This window comes from Pseudomonas sp. LBUM1652 (assembly GCF_059716105.1).
This window is the reverse complement of sequence record NZ_CP166804.1, coordinates 2261388-2277804: the sequence shown is the minus strand read 5'-3', so window position 1 is coordinate 2277804 and position 16417 is coordinate 2261388. Positions and strand designations below refer to the sequence as shown.

Sequence of the window (16417 nt, the reverse complement as noted above, 5' to 3'; positions counted from 1 at the left end):
ATGAAAGACGAATACGACTTCTCTCAGGGCAAACGTGGCGCAGTGGTGTCCACCAAGGGCAAAACCCGCATCACCATCATGCTCGACGATGCAGTTATCGAGGCCGCGCGCACCGTGGCGGAAAACGAAGGGTTTGGTTATCAGACGGTGATCAATAACACCCTTCGCCATGCCTTGCTCAACGGCGCAGACAGTCAGGGCCAGACCGAGTCTGACCACGGCGGGCAGTTCAAGAAAGGTATTACCGCCGCCGACCTCAAGAGTCTTGAGAAAAAGCTGTCGGCGGCCGTCGGGGAGATTCGTCGGGTACTGGAGCCGGATGCGAAGCCCTAGGCTTCAGGCGCGACAATCATCCGCCCCAGCGCGTGGCGCAGTTGCGGTTGTTCGGGCAGGCGAAGATCAAATTCCTGCTCCAGCAATTCAATCAGCTCATCAACGTCGGTCACTTCGCGCCGTTCGCTATCGGCGCCCATGCGATGGACGGCGAAGTTGCCGTTGTTCAACGTCTTGCGCCAGCCATTACCCGTGCGCGCGACCATCAGCCGATTGGCGAACGGTGATTGCGGATGGGTCGAGACGTACCAGTTGCCGATGGTGAAATCGATGTCCTCCTGGCGCTGTAGATCGAACAGGTACATCGACCGCCATTCTCCCGCGACGTTGGCGCGCAGCATGTAACCATCGTTCTGTTTTTCGATGCGATACGGTTCGTGTGGAGTGGCTTGCTCAGCCTCGGTGTCGAGGATCAGCGGTGCAGTCGGCACCATGCCACCGAAACCGACATCAGTGATGTAACGCACGCCGTCGAGTGTCACCAGACTCAAGCGGTGCGTGCGCGCGGTCCAGGTGCCCTCGGGCTGATTCATCACTACTCGCCCACTGATCGCCCGAACGTCGAAGCCCAATTCAGACAACAGCGCAAAAAACAGGTGATTGAGCTCGTAGCAGTAACCGCCTCGGCCATCGTGCAGGACTTTCTGTTCAATTGACGCAAGATCGATCATTACCGGTGCACCGGTAATCGTCGCGAGGTTTTCGAAGGGGAAGACGCCGGTGTGACGCAACTGCAGCTGACGCAAGGTTTCCAGCGTCGGCGCCGGCGGTGCATCGAAACCCAGGCGTTGCAGATAAAGCGTCAAACTCGTCAGGCGTGGCTCACTCATTGCTCAGTCCTTTTGCATGGGGCCGCAGGTCACTGCGTTGATGGTCGCCATGTATACGGGATCGGGCACTGATTTCGACAATTGATTTCACCAATCGCCTCTAGCGTTTCTTGCGTGAACCAATACGAATCCACGTCGGCGCATGGTCACTGGCATGTGGTTCGTTGCGCACCCAGGCGTCTACACCGGCCTCGTGCAGATAAGGGCTCAGCGCCGGGTTGAGCAGCAGATGGTCGATGCGCAAACCCGAGTTGGTTTGCCAGTGGTTACGAAAATAATCCCAGAAGGTGTAGAGGCGATCGTCCGGGTAGAGATGCCGCAGCGAATCGGTCCAGCCCTGGTTAAGCAAGCGCTGATAACACTCGCGACTCTCGGGCTGCAGCAACGCATCCTTGAGCCATGAGCGGGTGTTGTAGATGTCCATGTCCGTGGGCACGACGTTGTAGTCGCCGGCCAGCACCACGGGGTGATCGCTGCCTTGCAGATCCTTCGCGTAACTGATCAGCCGCTCGAACCAGGCCAGTTTGTAATCGAACTTCGGCCCCGGTTGCGGGTTGCCGTTGGGCAGATACAGACAACCGACGAGCACGCCATGCACCGCGGCTTCCAGATAACGGCTGTGCTTGTCTTCGGGATCGCCCGGCAAGCCTCGGCGGCTTTCCAGCGGTTGCGCATCACGGGAGAGAATCGCCACGCCGTTCCAGGCAGCTTGGCCGTGCCAGATCGCGCCGTAACCGGCCGCTTCCAGCTCGACGGCGGGAAACGCACTGTCGAGCGATTTCAGTTCTTGCAGGCAAACAATGTCCGGTTGCTCGCGCTTGAGCCAATCAAGCAGGTTGGGCAACCGTGCGCGCAGGCCGTTGACGTTGAACGTGGCGATCCGCAGGTTTTTCATCGTCCGGGCTCCTGCCGGTAGGGATAGAAATAGTGACCCTGCGGCCACCGCACTGGTTGCATCGGATCGTCTCGCTGCGGCGTAATAGGCGCTCGTCATTCGCACGCACTGCCGAGACCAGAATTCCATGCAAACCAAGCTTGAAGGCCAGCGCATCCTTCTGCGCCCGCTTCAGTACAGCGACGCCGCCGACCTGCTCCAAGCCGCCGCCGACGGCGAGTTGTGGAACCTCACCGTCACCGTCGTGCCCTCGGCGACCACCGTCGATAGCTACCTGAAAAAAGCCCTTGATGGCCGCGAGGCCGGGACGGTGATGCCGTTTGTCATCGTGCTGAAGGACAGCGGCGAGGTGATCGGCTCTACCCGTTTCTGGAAGATCGACGCGCTCAACCGCAAACTGGAAATCGGCAGCAGCTGGATCTCGGCGAGCTGGCAGAAATCCTTCGTCAACACCGAAGCCAAATACCTGATGTTGCGTCACGCCTTCGACGTGCTGAACTGCGTGCGCGTGCAGTTCACCACCGACGAGAACAACCAGAAATCACGCCATGCGATCCTGCGCCTCGGTGCGCAACAGGAAGGCATCGTCCGCCACGAACGGATCATGCCGGACGGGCGCAAGCGCAACTCGGTGCGTTTCAGCATCATCGACGACGAGTGGCCGCAAGTGCGCTTGAACCTGGAGCAGAAACTCGCCAGCTACGAGTAACGCAGGATCACTCAGGCGCGATTGCGCAGCCACTGCAAAAAGCCTTTCTTCGGCACGACCACCGGCTCGTCCTGAGTCAGGGCCTGGGCTTTGTGCAGCCGGTAATCAAGCAAGGTTTTCATGGCATCGCTGATATCGTGACGGGCATCCAGGCACGGCTTCAGATAGGTCTTTTCGATGCGGTACAAAGCGCAGAAGGTCTTTGCGGTAAACGTGGCGGGCACCGACGAATCGGAAAGAATGCCGGCCTCGCCGATCACTTCGCCCGGCCCCATGCGTCCGGACTCGAACGGTGCGCCATGGCGCATCAGTGCCACCGTAACCACGCCGGACTCAATGATGAACAGGTGGTCGCTGACCTCCCCTGCCCCCAGAATCTGCTCGCCGGCGCGGAAGGTTTGCAGGGTCATGTTCTGGCTGAAGGTGTCTTTCTCTTCCTGACGCAGGGTCGAGAAAATCGGCGAGCTGTCGAGCAATGCCCGTGGCCGCGAGAGATTGCCCGCCACGACAGGTTCGACGCTCGACAGCAGATTGACCCCGGATGCCTGCAAGTGCCGATACGCTAGATCGAACAACTGATTGCGCACCACACGCTTTTCGCCCATCGACGCGACGAAACCACTGATCTCGTACTCCGAACCGCTGCTGCCAGAACTTTTCAACGCCACACTCGGCGCCGGTGTTTCCAGTAATTGCCGGCAGCCTTGCATCGCCCGCTCCAGCGCATCAATCACCGAACTGGGTCGCGCATGCGGGCTGACTTGCACGCTGACCGAGACGCCGAACATGTTGCTCGGCCGACTGAAGTTGATGATCTTGGCCTTGGCCGCCAGCGAGTTGGGAATGACCGCCATGCTGCCCTGGCTGGTTTGCAGACGCGTGGCGCGCCAATCGATATCGGTGACCCGGCCTTCGGTGCCGTCGATGGAGATCCAGTCATCCAGTTGATAAGGCTTGGTGGTATTGAGCACGATCCCGGAAAATACGTCACTCAATGTGCTCTGCAAGGCCAAACCGACGATGATCGCCAAAGCGCCGGACGTCGCCAGCACGCCTTTGACCGGCAGATCCAGCACGTAGGCCAGCGCCGCAATGATTGCGATCAGGAAAATCACCGCACCCAGCAAATCCTGCAGCAACCGCCCGGTGTGCCCGACACGCTGCATCATCACTGCGCCGATCAACACCGTCAGGGTGCGTGCGCCGAACAGCCACCAACCAATCTGCAAACCGGTCGCCGCCAGATGCAGCGGCACGTTATCGACCCATGGCGCGGGCTCCATCGGGTTGAGGCCTTCGTTGAACAGCAGGACGCTGAATAACGTGAATATCAGTACTCGCACCAGCAGTTTCCACTCGCTGCCATGGGAACTGATCAGACGCCACAGACCGAGATCGAGCAGGATCAGGATCAACGCGCAAAACAAAGGGTGTTCGCTCAGCAGAGACAGCATCAAACAACTCCGACGGGGGCCAATCGCGAGAAGATCGCACAGATTGGGGACAGTGTAGGAGTAATTGATTTCAGAGAACGAACACCCGCCAAAAAACACCGCAAAACCCAATGTAGGAGCAGCCTGCGGCAGCTCCTACAGGGTGAGTGTCAGCCGTGCATCCGGCCAAAGCGTCCGGACTGGAAGTCGGCGAAGGCCTGATGGATTTCCTGCTCGGTGTTCATCACGAACGGGCCGTGACCGACGATTGGCTCGTCGATCGGCTCGCCGCTGAGCAGCAACACCACCGCATCCTGGCTGGCTTCGAGGGTGAGTTGCTGGCCATCGCGTTCGAACAACACCAGTTGCCCTTGCTGCGCCGATTCCTGTCCATTGATCTGCACCGAGCCTTTAAGCACAACCAGCGCCGTATTGCGGCCATCGTGCAGATCCAGCGTCAGCAACTTGCCAGCGTTCAGGCGCAGATCCCACACATCGATTGGCGTGAAGGTGCGCGACGGCCCCTTGTGACCGTCGAACTCACCGGCGATCAGACGCAAGCTGCCGGCGTCGTTCGTGAGCGCGATGCTCGGGATTTCGCTGTCCAGAATGGTCTGGTAGCCCGGCTCGGCCATCTTGTCCTTGGCCGGCAGGTTGACCCACAGCTGAACCATTTCCAGTTTGCCGCCGGTTTTGGCGAAGTTTTCCGAATGGAACTCTTCATGCAGGATCCCGGAAGCCGCCGTCATCCATTGCACATCGCCCGGGCCGATAGTGCCCCCACTGCCGGTGGAGTCGCGATGCTGCACTTCACCGTCGTAAACAATCGTCACGGTTTCGAAACCACGGTGTGGATGCTGACCAACGCCACGTCGTTCGGTGGTCGGGGTGAATTCGGCAGGCCCTGCGTGATCGAGCAGCAGGAACGGGCTGATGTGTTTGCCCAGGTTGTCGTAGGAAAACAGTGTCCGCACCGGGAACCCATCGCCGACCCAATGGCCGCGCGGGCTGGTGTAGATACCGATGATGTTTTTCATGGTGGGCTCCAATTGGGTAAGTGACGCAATGGATTGAGCTTAAATCCATGACGATTAATGCACTAGACGGCAAAAATCGGCTTCATTGTTCTATCTGAAGAACAGTGAGCTCGTGGACAGATTCAAAACCGAGGCGCCGCCATCGCGGGCAAGCCCGGTTCCCACAGGGATCTCCAGTGAACTCAGATTGTGCGAACACCAGAGAAACCTGTGGGAGCGGGCTTGCCCGCGAAGAGGCCAGCCAGACAACACAATTCCCGCAAAAGATTCATGACTTTTGATCAAAAGTGCTTTGCCACACCAACGGTTTTTCTCACGGATGCAGACGCGGATACTCCTGCCCATTCCCACTGCAACCCTGGAGTCCTCAATGTCTGTCCCCGCTTTCGGTCTTGGTACGTTTCGCTTGCAAGGCCAGGTGGTCATCGACTCGGTAAGCACCGCCCTTGAGCTCGGCTACCGGGTCATCGACACCGCACAGATTTACGAAAACGAAGCCGATGTCGGCGCGGCCATCGCCGCCAGCGGTATTCCTCGCGAAGAACTGTTCATCACCAGCAAGATCTGGGTCGCCAACTTCGCCAAGGATCGCCTGATCGCCAGCCTCCGGGAAAGCCTGGAAAAACTGCAGACCGACTACCTCGACCTGACGCTCATCCACTGGCCATCGCCGGAAAACCAAGTGCCGGTCGAAGAATTCATGGGCGCGCTGCTGGAAGCCAAACGCCTGGGCCTGACCCGACAGATCGGTGTTTCCAATTTCACCATCGACCTGATGAAACAGGCGATTGTTGCGGTCGGCGCCGACAACATCGCGACCAACCAGATCGAGCTGCATCCGTACCTGCAAAATCGCAAAGTGGTCGAGTTCGCCCAGAGTCAGGGCATCCAGATCACTTCGTACATGACCCTGGCTTACGGCGAAGTGCTGAAGGATCCGCTGATCCAGCAGATCGCCCAACGCCTGCACGCCACCCCGGCGCAAGTCACCCTCGCCTGGGCCGTGCAATCGGGTTACGCGGTGATCCCGTCGTCGACCAAACGCGCCAACCTGCAAAGCAACCTTGGTGCCACGGCACTGACGCTGAGCGAAGCCGACATGGCGCAAATCGCCACGCTGGATCGCGGCCATCGTCTGACCAGCCCGAAAGGCATTGCGCCCGTCTGGGATTGAAGGCTCAGGCTCGAAGACGTTGCGCGAGGCTTTGCATGGCCTCGCGCAATTGATTGAGTGCCATGATCACCGCGACGGCTTCGGCCTCGCGGCAAGCCTGTTCAAGGTCTGCGCATGCCGAAACCACGCGCGCGGCACCGACCATCTGCGCACCACCCTTGATGTGATGAGCCAGCTCGCGCAGCCCTCCACGGTCATGCTCATGCCCCAGATTGTCCAGTCGTTGCAGATCGAGATGCAGGCTGTTCAGCACTTCTCCGCGCAGGCGCTCGATCATCGATTGATCATTGCCGGCCATCTGCTCTAGCGTACTCAGGTCGATTTCTGTCAGAGCAATCTGCTCATTCGAGTCGACATCACTCTCGCAGTGGCTCGCGCCATTCAATGCCTGCTGCAGATCATGCAGGCGAATCGGTTTGAACAGACATTCATCCATGCCGGCGTCGAGGCAGCGACGTTTCTCCTCGATCTGCGCATTGGCGGTAAACCCGAGGATCAGGCAGGGTGGCCGGCCGCTCGCGACCTCTTCATCACGGATGGTCCGTGCCAATTCATAGCCATTGCGTCGCGGCATGTTGCAGTCGGTGATCACCACATCGAACAGCTGCGCACGCCAACGCTCCAGCCCTGAATGGCCGTCCTCGGTGTCGACCGTACGATGCCCGAGTTCACTCAACTGCCAGCACAGCAACAAACGGTTGACCGGATGATCGTCCACCACCAGAACGCTCAGTGAACACGCAGTCGCACCGGGCGTTTCAGCGGCGGGAGGCTTTTGTGCGAGTGCGTCCAACAGAGGCAACTCAAGACTGACTGTAACTTGCGTCCCACGGCCAGGCTCACTGTCGAGGCGCACTGCGCCGCCCATCATTTCGCACAGACTGCGACTGATCACCAGGCCCAGTCCGGAACCGCTGCGCACCGATTGCGCGTGATTGCTCGCCTGCACGAACGGACTGAACAGCCGTTGCCGATCCTGCGCACTGATGCCGATTCCGCTGTCTTCGATAACCACTTTCACGGCCAGTCGCTCGGCCGACAATGGCGTCACACCAAGGCGCAGACTCACTTCGCCGTTTTCGGTGAACTTGATCGCGTTGCTCAGCAGATTCGACAGCACCTGCTTGAAGCGCGTCGGGTCAATCAACACATCGACGTCGCTGTGCGCATCGAGTTCGATGTGCCACAGCAAGCGTTTCTGCCGCGCCAGCCCCTCGAACACCCGGCAGACCGATACCACCAGTTCACGCAAGTTCGCCCGTTCCGGGGCGAGGGACAAATGCCCGGTTTCAATACGCGCGATGTCGAGAATGTCGCCGATCAGGGCGAGCAGTTGTTGCCCGGCGTTGGACGCGACCTGAATCGCCAGGCGATCAGTCCCCCCCTCTTCTGCTCGTTTCAGGGCCAGTTCGAGCATGCCGATCAGCGCGTTCATCGGTGTGCGGATTTCATGGCTCATGGTTGCCAGAAACGTGGTCTTGGCGCGATTGGCGTCGTCAGCCGCCTCTTTGGCCTGCTGCAATTGCTGCAACCATTGCTGCCGCTGGCGGATCTGCCGACGCTGAAAACCGATCCACCCCAGCGCCAGCAACAGCAAGCCCGCCGCACCGGCGAAGCCAAAGAAAATCTCGCGACGATGACGTAGCCAGTAGCTGTCCTCCACCACCACATCATGGCTCCAGCGCTCAACCAGTTCGTCCATCTGTTGCGGGGCAATGCTCAGCAGTGCCTTGTTCAGGATCGAATGCAGCATGAGCGCCTGCGGCGCTGTGGCCAGCGCGATACGGGCCGGTTGATCGCCGACCGTGCTGGCGATGCGCAGACGCTCGCGGTAATGCCGGGCGAGCAGGTAACGGGCCACCACCAACGAACTCACAACGGCATCAGCCTGCCCCATGGCGACCAACTCCATACCTTCGGCGGGGCTCTTGACTTCGATGAAGCGCAATCGAGGTACGCGCTCCTGCAGATAACCACGCAACGGATGGCCGCGATAAATCGCCAGGCGTCTACCCTCCAGATCATCCAGATTGCGCGGACTCTGCGCCGTTAATGCACTGACCAGCACAAACGGATTGTTCAGGTAGGCCCGGGTGAATTGCAGTTCGGTTTCACGTTCGCTGCTGGGCGTCACCACCGGCAGCACGTCCAGTTCACCCGCCTTCAGTTGCTCGATCTGACGATCCAGCGAATCCCCGCGCACGATCTCGAAATTAAGCCCGCTACGCTGGCTGATCAAGTTCAGCAGTTGCGCCGAAAGCCCGCTGAAGCGGCCATCGGCATCAAAAAAAGTCAGTGGCGCGAAATCTCCAATGCCGCCGACCCGCACCACAGGATGTTGATCCAGCCATTGCAACTCGGCGGCACTGAGTTGCACCCGGGACTGTTCGGCCATATCGGCAACACCGGCACTCCAGCGCTGCTCGATACGTTGTCGACGCTCCATGGGAATGGCCAGTAACGCCTTGTCGATGACGCGTTTGAGGCGCACATCGCTGCGCAACAACGCAAAGCCGAACGGATTGGCATCCAGCCCTGACGGCCCGGCCAATTGCAGGTCGTTGCGATAATTGGTGTTGATCAAGTAATTGGCACTGATGAAGTCGCCCAGATAAACATCATCAGTGCCGAACGCCACTGCGCCGAGCGCATCCATCGCCGAAGAGTACCGTTGCACGCTCGCCTCGGGGTAGAACGCCTGCACACTCGCCAGCGGCAGATAGTCTTCGACCATGGCGACGCGCTTGCCTGCCAGGTCCACCGGCAAGGCTTCGTCGAGGCGGCTCACCAGCATCGGCTGATCCTCGGCATAGGCACGGGACAGAATGAATGCCGGGTCGGCCGACTCAAAACTGTTGGACGTGCCCAGCAGATCCAACTCGCCGCGTTTCAGCGCAGCCATCAATGCATCCCGGTCGGCAAAGCGCCGGACTTCGATCCGGAGACCGAGCAACTGGGCGAGCAGATCAGCGTAGTCGGCCGTGAGCCCTTCCAGTTCATGCTGATTGCGGGTGATTTCGAACGGTGGGTAATCCGGCCCGGAAATGCCCATGCGCAACACTGCGTGTTGACGCAACCATTGGCGGTCCGGTTCGTCCAGGCGAACCTGAATATCCTCCGGCCCGGCGCGGGTCAGCACTTCCAGCACTTGCGACGCATCCGTCGCCCCGCAGGTGGCCACAAGGCTCAGCCACATCCAGCACACCCGCCCTGCGAGGCTCATGTTTGCTGGCTCAGATCAAATGATTGCGCTTGGCGAAATCGCGCAAGTGCACTGCTGAACAGACCCCTAGTTTCTTCATCAAACGGGTTTTGTAGGTACTGATGGTCTTGTGGCTAAGGTGCATGTCCTCGGCAATCGCCTTGTTGGCCTTGCCCTGCCCCAGTTGTACGAAAATGCTCAGCTCGCGATCAGAGAGTTGATCGATCATCTGTTTTTCCGTGGACTGCACTGCGTTCAACACGCTGACGTTATCCGGCAGCGCGCAAAAATAGGTGTAACCCGACATCACCGCTTGAATGGCCTTATGCAGTTGTTGCAACTGATTGGTTTTGGTCACGTAGCCCATTGCCCCGGCGCGTAAACAGCGCTCCTGGTAAAACAAGGGGTCATGGGAACTGAACACCAGGACCCGGCAATCAAGGTCGTTGGCCCTAATCCGCACCAGCACATCCAGCCCATCAGGTGCCGGCAAATGCAGGTCGAGTATCACCAGACGGGGTTTGTGCTCGCGGATCAACGCCAGCACCTCATTACCATTGGAGGCTTCGTAGATTTCCTTGAACCCTTCGGCTTGCAGCACGATGCGGATGGCGGCGCGCACCACTGGATGATCGTCGACGATCAGCGCTGACTTCATGAGCACTCCCGGTGCAACAGTTAACGATGACCGCCGGTATGGGTTGATCCAGACTCAGTGGCTGCGCAGAGACTGTTACACGGAACGGCAAATGAAGCACCTGTCAGGTCTGACAGTTGCGATAAACGTTTTTCTATGCGTAAGCCCGGCGCTGCGCGGGCCGTTGCTGCTGCAACTGGGGAACGTCGACGATCGACATCAAGTGCCTGATCGCCTGCGCATTGGGCAACGCCGCATGATTGATCTGCACGTTTTCCTGCGCGAAGCCTGAAACCACTTGCAGCGGCGCCGAGGGTTCGTTGTAGATCAACGCATGACGCACCTGTGGGTTATCAAGAAGAAAACCCAACAAATCCAGCGTGCCTGCTGCCAGTTCGGCGTTGATGATCACGACATCGAACGGTTCACACCCATAGTCCACCAGCGTCAGCAGCTCGGCGAGGCTCTGCACCGGCGCCACGCGAAAGTAGTCGAGGCCGTTTAGCAGACGCTCGATTTTCAGCCGGTGGAAATGCTGTGGGTCGGCGATCAGGATACGCAGGGCTTTATTGATCATGCTCGATCTCCTGGTGGTTACGGTTTCGAGAAGCGGCAAGACTACGCAAGCTTCGTAACGGACTCTGTAGGACTATTCCTAAAAAAACGCTCATTGATCCGAGGCCTCACGATCATTGCGCCGATGCAGCCAGGCGAGAAAATCGTCCCCGGCCATCGGTCGCGCGTACCAGTACCCCTGCCCCTGCGTACAGCCCAACCCCAGCAATTGAAGGCGCTGTGCATCGGTTTCAATTCCTTCGATCACCACGGCCATGCCGAGAGTTTCGCCGAGCGCCAGGGTGCTGCTGATAGCCGCACGGCAGCGCGGTTCGTGCTCAAGGTTGCGCACGAAATCGGCATCAAGTTTGATTTCGTTGAACGGCAGTTGACACAAGCGTTGCAACGAGGAAAACCCGGCACCGAAATCATCAATGGACAAGCGGCAGCCCATCATGCGCAAGCGCACCAGACTTTCCAGGCTGGTAGCCGGCGCTTCCAGCAGGCCGCTTTCAGTCAGTTCGAAGGTCAGACTTGAACCGGGTGCCGCATGACTGACCAGAATGTGCCTGATGGCAGCCGTCAGATCACTGTTGGCGAGTTGAGAAGCCTGCAAATTGAACGCGATGTTCAACACAAAGCCTTGCGCCCTGGCACTGGTCTGCAAAGTCAACGCTTCATCTATTTGGCAAAACAGCAACTCGTCGAGCAAGCCGCATCGCTCCAGCACAGGCATGAACACCGCAGGCGGAATGATCCCCCTCGTCGGGTGCTGCCAGCGGCACAGGACTTCGACACCACAGACCTCGCCGGTCTGCAGATTGAATTTGGGTTGATACCAGGCCTTTAACTGCCGCTGCGCCAGTGCCTCGCGCACCGCGTCTTCGCTGGCCAGTGGGCTTGCGCTGATCGGTGGCTGCTGGCTGACCGGTTTGGCAAGGGCCTTTTTCAACAAATCATGCAACACCTGCGCATCCAGCGGTTTACCCACATCGCCCAACAACTCCAGTCCGAGCAGCGTCACCATTTGATGCACCGCCCGACACAGATCCGCCGACAACGAGCTGCTGATGATGACCGACTTGACCTGCCCCGACGCACCCACCCGCTGCAAAAACTCCAGACCGTCCATGCCCTCCATTTGCAAGTCGCACAGAGCAATATCCACCTGCCCGACTGCTTCCAGCACCGCCAGTGCCTGGGCGCCGTCACTGGCCTCGAACACCTCTTGGCAGCCCAACGCCTGGAGCATGCTCACCGCGACGGAACGCTGGAAAGTATGATCTTCTAGAACCAGGACACGGAGCGGCAAAGTAGGCATGGCGATCGACTCATCTCTTGAGGGGCAAGACAATTTTCAAAAATCAGAGGACTAAACACTCTAGGAAAGATCCAAAAATGTGTAGGAGTTTTCCTAAGCATTAAGAGACACCAGCACGGCGTCCATGGACTGCCGGTCGGGCGTGCGAATCAGGTTCAATTGACGTTGCTGGCTGGCATAAATCGTCTCCGCCTTCGGCTGCCCTCGACGTGCGTCATGGATCAAACCGTGGCGGATCTGCGGATTGCTGAGGAAAAATCGCACCGGATCAATCCCCGTAGCCGCTAATAGTTCGCCGTTGATGATCATCAGTTCAAAGCCTTCGAAAGGATCGTGCGAGTAATGAGTCAGGCCAAGCAGCTCCCGAAAGGACTGCGCGGTTGTGAGCCTGCGGCAACCCAGTTCCTTGAGAGACTTCTCGATTCTGACACGCAGATAAGGCTGGTCTTCGGCGATCAGGATTCGCCAGCATTTGTAAGGCATGAGATTTCAACAATGGCGTGAAGATCAGAGCATGAGGCTCGGGTCAGGTCACGCTAACCAAAAGGCTCGACGATCTATGTAAGAAAGTTCTGAAAAGCGATCCGAATACATCCTGAATCCCACAACAAAGCCGCGTCGGGACTACCCGACGCGGCCTTTTTTCTTACCAAAGATAGCGATAACCCAGGCTCACACCGAATGGCTGCTCGATACCGTTGCCCTTGGCGTACTCGGCATCCAGGGAAATCTTGCTTTTCTCCGTGACTTGCAACACGCCACCGAATCCGACTTCCACACGGCTACCTGGCAATTCGGCATCAAATTTATTGCCGTTGACGGTGACCTTGCCGCTACCCGCGTGCTCGGTAATGTAGGACGCTTTGACGTATGGCTGAGCTTTCATACCGTTACTCAGTTCCAGACTGCGACCAAAGAGCGAACCGACGCGACTTTGCAACGAGTCCAGATTATCGGTCTTGACCCGCAGACCGTTGCTGGCGGTATAGCTCGCCCCCTGGGTCTGGGTGGCCGTGAGTTCGACCTGCGGCTCAACGAACCAGCCATCTTTGAGCGCGATGCGTTTACCGATCTCGATGTCTGCACCGACACCGTTGGTGCTGTAGGAACCTTTTACCGACTCGCCCAGATTGCTCGGGGTTTTGATGTCGTTATCGAAGCGGCTGTACTTCAACACGCTGTCGACATAGACGCCGTTATCGTTCAGGTAGGTGGCATAGATCCCGAACATGCGGCTGTCGATTTCACCCGAGGCGCCTTCGCCGAAGTCCAGATCCGAACGGGCCGTGCCGACCATTGCACCGACATAGACTTTGCCACTCTCGACAGCAAACGCTTTGTCGGCACCGATTTCCAGACCACTGACGTCCTGGGTGTAAGCACGGCTGGAGTGTTCGCTGACATCGAAGCGCTTACCGATAGCACGCGTCCAGATACCACCATCGTCCTGCCCCATGCGCAATTCGCCCAGACGTTTGACCAGCGCATTCATTTGCGCACTCCACAGACTGGCGCCTGCCGTATGCGCGGCGATGGCGGCGTTAGTGCCCTTGGAGAGGTTTTCGGGTCGTGGATTGACCGGAGTCGGTGGCGTCACCGGATCCAGCGGTTTTGCTGGATCGACAGGCGTCACCGGATCCACAGGCTTTTCGGGATCGACAGGCGTTACAGGATCCACAGGAAGGCTGCCGCCACTGGCCAGCACCCAGTCATCACCCTGTTGCTGCAAGGTGTAGCGGAACGCGCCGGCATCGACATGACCACCGTGGAGTCCAAACTTCGCACTGCCGCCATTGGTGTCCACTAACACCAGACGTCCATCCATAGATGTCGGTTCGCGGCCCGAGTCCCCTACGATCAGCGTGTGATCGCCACTGGCCATTCCCGCGCCCTGCACCACCAGCAAGTCGTCATGCTGACTGGCAATATCGGTGTTCATCAAGATGCTGCCGCTGCCGGACAAAGCGTTGACCGTGAACGTCTTGAAGCTGCCATCAGCGCTCGGTACGAAGGCCAGGCTGCCGCCATTGAGGGTCAGGGAATCAACGGTTTTTACACCGTCCTCCATGATATTGACGGTGCCCCCCGCCTCCGCTACCAACCCATTGGCCTGTGCGCCCTGGTACAGGTTGATCCGCCCGCCATTGCTCACGGTGCTGTTGTTGGCCGTGGCGGTGTCATAGACACTCTGTAAGCCACCGTCGATGCGTGTATTGGTTGCCACCACGCCGCCGAGCATGCCCCTTTGCAGGCTCTGCTCTGCGCCGCTGTTGACCTGAGTGTCGTTCGCAACACCCTTATTGGTCACTACCTGCAGGCCGCCGTTGTTGATGACCGTGTCAGCAGCAGTGCCCATGAGCGTGACGGTCTGCACGCCATTCTGATTGATCACTGTACGGTTGGCCCGCCCTGTCGGGTTTTGCACCGTCTGCGCGCCACCGTTCAGAATTGTGTCGTTGGCCACACTGGCGATGCCCACCTTCTGTGAGCCGCCGGCATTGACGATGCTGCGGTTGGCGATGCCACTCTGAACATCCTGGACTCCGTTGACAGTAGCGTCATTCGACACACCGTTCTGAAAAACCGTCTGCGTCCCGGTGACTTCGATCAACGTGTTGTTTGCCGTACCGTTGGTGCCGATATTCTGCGTGCCACCGACCACGGTTTCACCATCGACTACAGCACCACTGTTAACGGATGAAGTGAACGCATTCGCGTGTGCCGGCAGCAACAGGAAGATGGCCAGGGCAAGGGGCGAAAGCGTCAGTGCTGGATTCTGTTTGGAGTTGATCGTCTTCATGTTCAGTACCTCATTCGTACTGCCGAGTCGGCAGTGGAAATGCCAATGGCATAGGGGCTGAGCAACGACTGACGGAAGGCCGGCGGCTCAGTTGAGGTCTGTAATTTAGAGATCGAAGAGAACTTTCTGAGTAGGAAATTTCCCTAGGTTTGTAGGAAATTTCCGAAGCGCATGAGCGGTATTAAAAGCATTCGTCTAGCGAAAATGCTCCTTTTGCAGCAAACCCGCGCTCCTCAAAGGAGAGCGGGTAACAGGCTTCATTGGCGCGATCAGTGACGCTCGCCCACCTCCTCGGCCCCATTCGACAGGATCACTTCGACCCGCCGATTTTGCTGGCGGCCTGTCGCGCTACCGTTATCGGCCACCGAGAATTCCTCGCCGAATCCCTGGGTCACGATACGCCGACGATCCACTCCCAATTGCGACAGCGCACTGGCGACAGAGTCCGCGCGGCGCTCGGACAACACCTGATTGGCGGCTTCGTTACCGACGTTGTCGGTGAAGCCTTCCACCCGCACCTTGCGCTCCGGGTTGCTGGCCAGAAAATCGGCCAGTTGCTGAAACTGACGCTGACTGCCGTATTTCAAATCAGCCTTGCCGGTATCGAACAGCACGTCACCGAAGGTCACTACCTCACCCCGATCAGTCTTTTTGGCTTTCAGTGCTTGCAGGGCCTTGAGCTGCTGGGTACGGACATCAAGCTGCACCTGAGTGCGTTCGGCGTCGATTTTCTTCAGGTCGGCTTCTGCCTGGCGACCGACAATGGTCTGCTCGGCCAGAGCAATTTTCTGGCTGGCCAGATAGGCCAACTGATCAACGTCCGGCGCCTGACGATCCTTGAGGGAAGCCTGATCGGCCTTGTTCAGCGCAGTGAACGCGTCCTTGGTTTCGATCGCCGCGAGGGTGTTTGACTCGGCTTTTTGTTGCAGCGCGACAAATTGCGCACGGGCTTGCAGCAATTGCGGGTTTTCCGGCGGTGTGGCGCAACCGCCGAGCATCAGGGCAAACAGGGAAACGGCTGGCAGTAATTTGAAAGTCTGCATGGGGTTTTCCTTATTGAGCACTGGCAGGCGGATTGAAACCGGTGACCGGGTCTTGCAGCATTTCCTGCTTGAGCACCTGGATGCCGCTGCGGGCGTCTGACAATTGCTTCTGCCACTTCACAGCCCGCGACTTGCGTTCGGCCAGGTTGGCGTCAGCTTCGATCTGCTCAGCCAGCACTTTGGCTTGTGGGTAATTTTTTTCGCCCAAGGCGCGCTCCATCAGGAACATCTTGTCCTGCGCTGCCTTCATTTCCAGCGGGGCATATTGGGTCGCATCTGCCGAAACGGCACGATTGACCGCATCTTTGGACAGCGAAATCTGTTGCTCCGGAATCGGTGCACTGGCACAGGCACTCAAAGCTGCCGCGACAACCAGCACGCTGACCGAAAGTCGCGCACGGGAAGACAGATGTTGAAAGTTCATCAACTGCTCCAAACAATAAAAAGT

The 16417-nt window shown here is 58.5% G+C and carries 15 protein-coding genes; 3 read left to right on the top strand and 12 right to left on the bottom strand.

The genetic code is table 11. From position 1 onward, the window contains the following. On the top strand, positions 1 to 333 hold the full coding sequence (locus tag ACA069_RS10190) for a BrnA antitoxin family protein (RefSeq protein WP_401265652.1): 333 nt from the start codon (positions 1 to 3) through the stop codon (positions 331 to 333). Here ACA069_RS10190 and ACA069_RS10185 read toward each other — a convergent pair. Together ACA069_RS10185 and ACA069_RS10180 are read right to left on the bottom strand one after the other, a co-directional pair. Beyond that, positions 330 to 1163, bottom strand: coding sequence for an arylamine N-acetyltransferase family protein (locus tag ACA069_RS10185; RefSeq protein WP_497617319.1), 834 nt, complete (start codon positions 1161 to 1163; stop codon positions 330 to 332). The two genes, ACA069_RS10190 and ACA069_RS10185, sit on opposite strands and share 4 nt — an antisense overlap. A gap of 100 nt (positions 1164 to 1263) precedes the next feature. Beyond that, a complete protein-coding gene (locus ACA069_RS10180; RefSeq protein WP_497617316.1) occupies positions 1264 to 2058 on the bottom strand; it encodes an exodeoxyribonuclease III in 795 nt (264 codons plus the stop codon). Between the two features lie 127 nt (positions 2059 to 2185). Here ACA069_RS10180 and ACA069_RS10175 point away from each other — a divergent pair, with 127 nt between their 5' ends. Then, positions 2186 to 2767, top strand: a complete 582-nt coding sequence (locus ACA069_RS10175) for a GNAT family N-acetyltransferase (protein WP_497617314.1) — start codon at positions 2186 to 2188, stop codon at positions 2765 to 2767. A gap of 11 nt (positions 2768 to 2778) precedes the next feature. Here the strand turns inward: ACA069_RS10175 and ACA069_RS10170 are convergent, their stop codons facing one another. Next, positions 2779 to 4221 (bottom strand): mechanosensitive ion channel family protein, encoded by a 1443-nt coding sequence (locus ACA069_RS10170; RefSeq protein WP_187676911.1) that lies wholly within the window; start codon positions 4219 to 4221, stop codon positions 2779 to 2781. A 149-nt stretch (positions 4222 to 4370) separates the two neighbouring features. Continuing rightward, on the bottom strand, positions 4371 to 5237 hold the full coding sequence (locus ACA069_RS10165) for a pirin family protein (RefSeq protein ID WP_489878715.1): 867 nt from the start codon (positions 5235 to 5237) through the stop codon (positions 4371 to 4373). A gap of 370 nt (positions 5238 to 5607) precedes the next feature. Here ACA069_RS10165 and dkgB point away from each other — a divergent pair, with 370 nt between their 5' ends. Continuing rightward, positions 5608 to 6411, top strand: a complete 804-nt coding sequence (gene dkgB, locus ACA069_RS10160) for a 2,5-didehydrogluconate reductase DkgB (RefSeq protein ID WP_497617311.1) — start codon at positions 5608 to 5610, stop codon at positions 6409 to 6411. Positions 6412 to 6415: 4 nt separating this feature from the next. Here dkgB and ACA069_RS10155 read toward each other — a convergent pair whose 3' ends face one another. The 8 genes from ACA069_RS10155 to ACA069_RS10120 all read right to left on the bottom strand — a co-directional run bounded on the left by ACA069_RS10155 (position 6416) and on the right by ACA069_RS10120 (position 16393). Next, complete coding sequence (locus tag ACA069_RS10155; RefSeq protein ID WP_497617309.1) at positions 6416 to 9607, bottom strand: transporter substrate-binding domain-containing protein; 3192 nt, start codon at positions 9605 to 9607, stop codon at positions 6416 to 6418. Between the two features lie 37 nt (positions 9608 to 9644). After that, positions 9645 to 10271: a response regulator gene (locus tag ACA069_RS10150; protein WP_401265637.1), complete on the bottom strand. Its 627-nt coding sequence runs from the start codon at positions 10269 to 10271 to the stop codon at positions 9645 to 9647. Positions 10272 to 10404: 133 nt separating this feature from the next. Beyond that, on the bottom strand, positions 10405 to 10827 hold the full coding sequence (locus ACA069_RS10145; protein ID WP_497617307.1) for an ANTAR domain-containing protein: 423 nt from the start codon (positions 10825 to 10827) through the stop codon (positions 10405 to 10407). Between the two features lie 90 nt (positions 10828 to 10917). Then, positions 10918 to 12126 carry an EAL domain-containing response regulator gene (locus tag ACA069_RS10140; protein ID WP_489878712.1) on the bottom strand — a complete coding sequence of 403 codons (1209 nt, stop codon included), beginning with the start codon at positions 12124 to 12126 and terminating at the stop codon, positions 10918 to 10920. A 93-nt stretch (positions 12127 to 12219) separates the two neighbouring features. Then, on the bottom strand, positions 12220 to 12609 hold the full coding sequence (locus ACA069_RS10135) for a hypothetical protein (RefSeq protein WP_497617305.1): 390 nt from the start codon (positions 12607 to 12609) through the stop codon (positions 12220 to 12222). A gap of 163 nt (positions 12610 to 12772) precedes the next feature. Next, complete coding sequence (locus ACA069_RS10130; protein WP_497617303.1) at positions 12773 to 14926, bottom strand: autotransporter outer membrane beta-barrel domain-containing protein; 2154 nt, start codon at positions 14924 to 14926, stop codon at positions 12773 to 12775. Positions 14927 to 15195: 269 nt separating this feature from the next. Next, positions 15196 to 15969 carry an OmpA family protein gene (locus ACA069_RS10125; protein ID WP_497617302.1) on the bottom strand — a complete coding sequence of 258 codons (774 nt, stop codon included), beginning with the start codon at positions 15967 to 15969 and terminating at the stop codon, positions 15196 to 15198. A 10-nt stretch (positions 15970 to 15979) separates the two neighbouring features. After that, positions 15980 to 16393 (bottom strand): DUF4398 domain-containing protein, encoded by a 414-nt coding sequence (locus ACA069_RS10120; RefSeq protein WP_497617301.1) that lies wholly within the window; start codon positions 16391 to 16393, stop codon positions 15980 to 15982. Positions 16394 to 16417 lie beyond the last annotated feature (24 nt).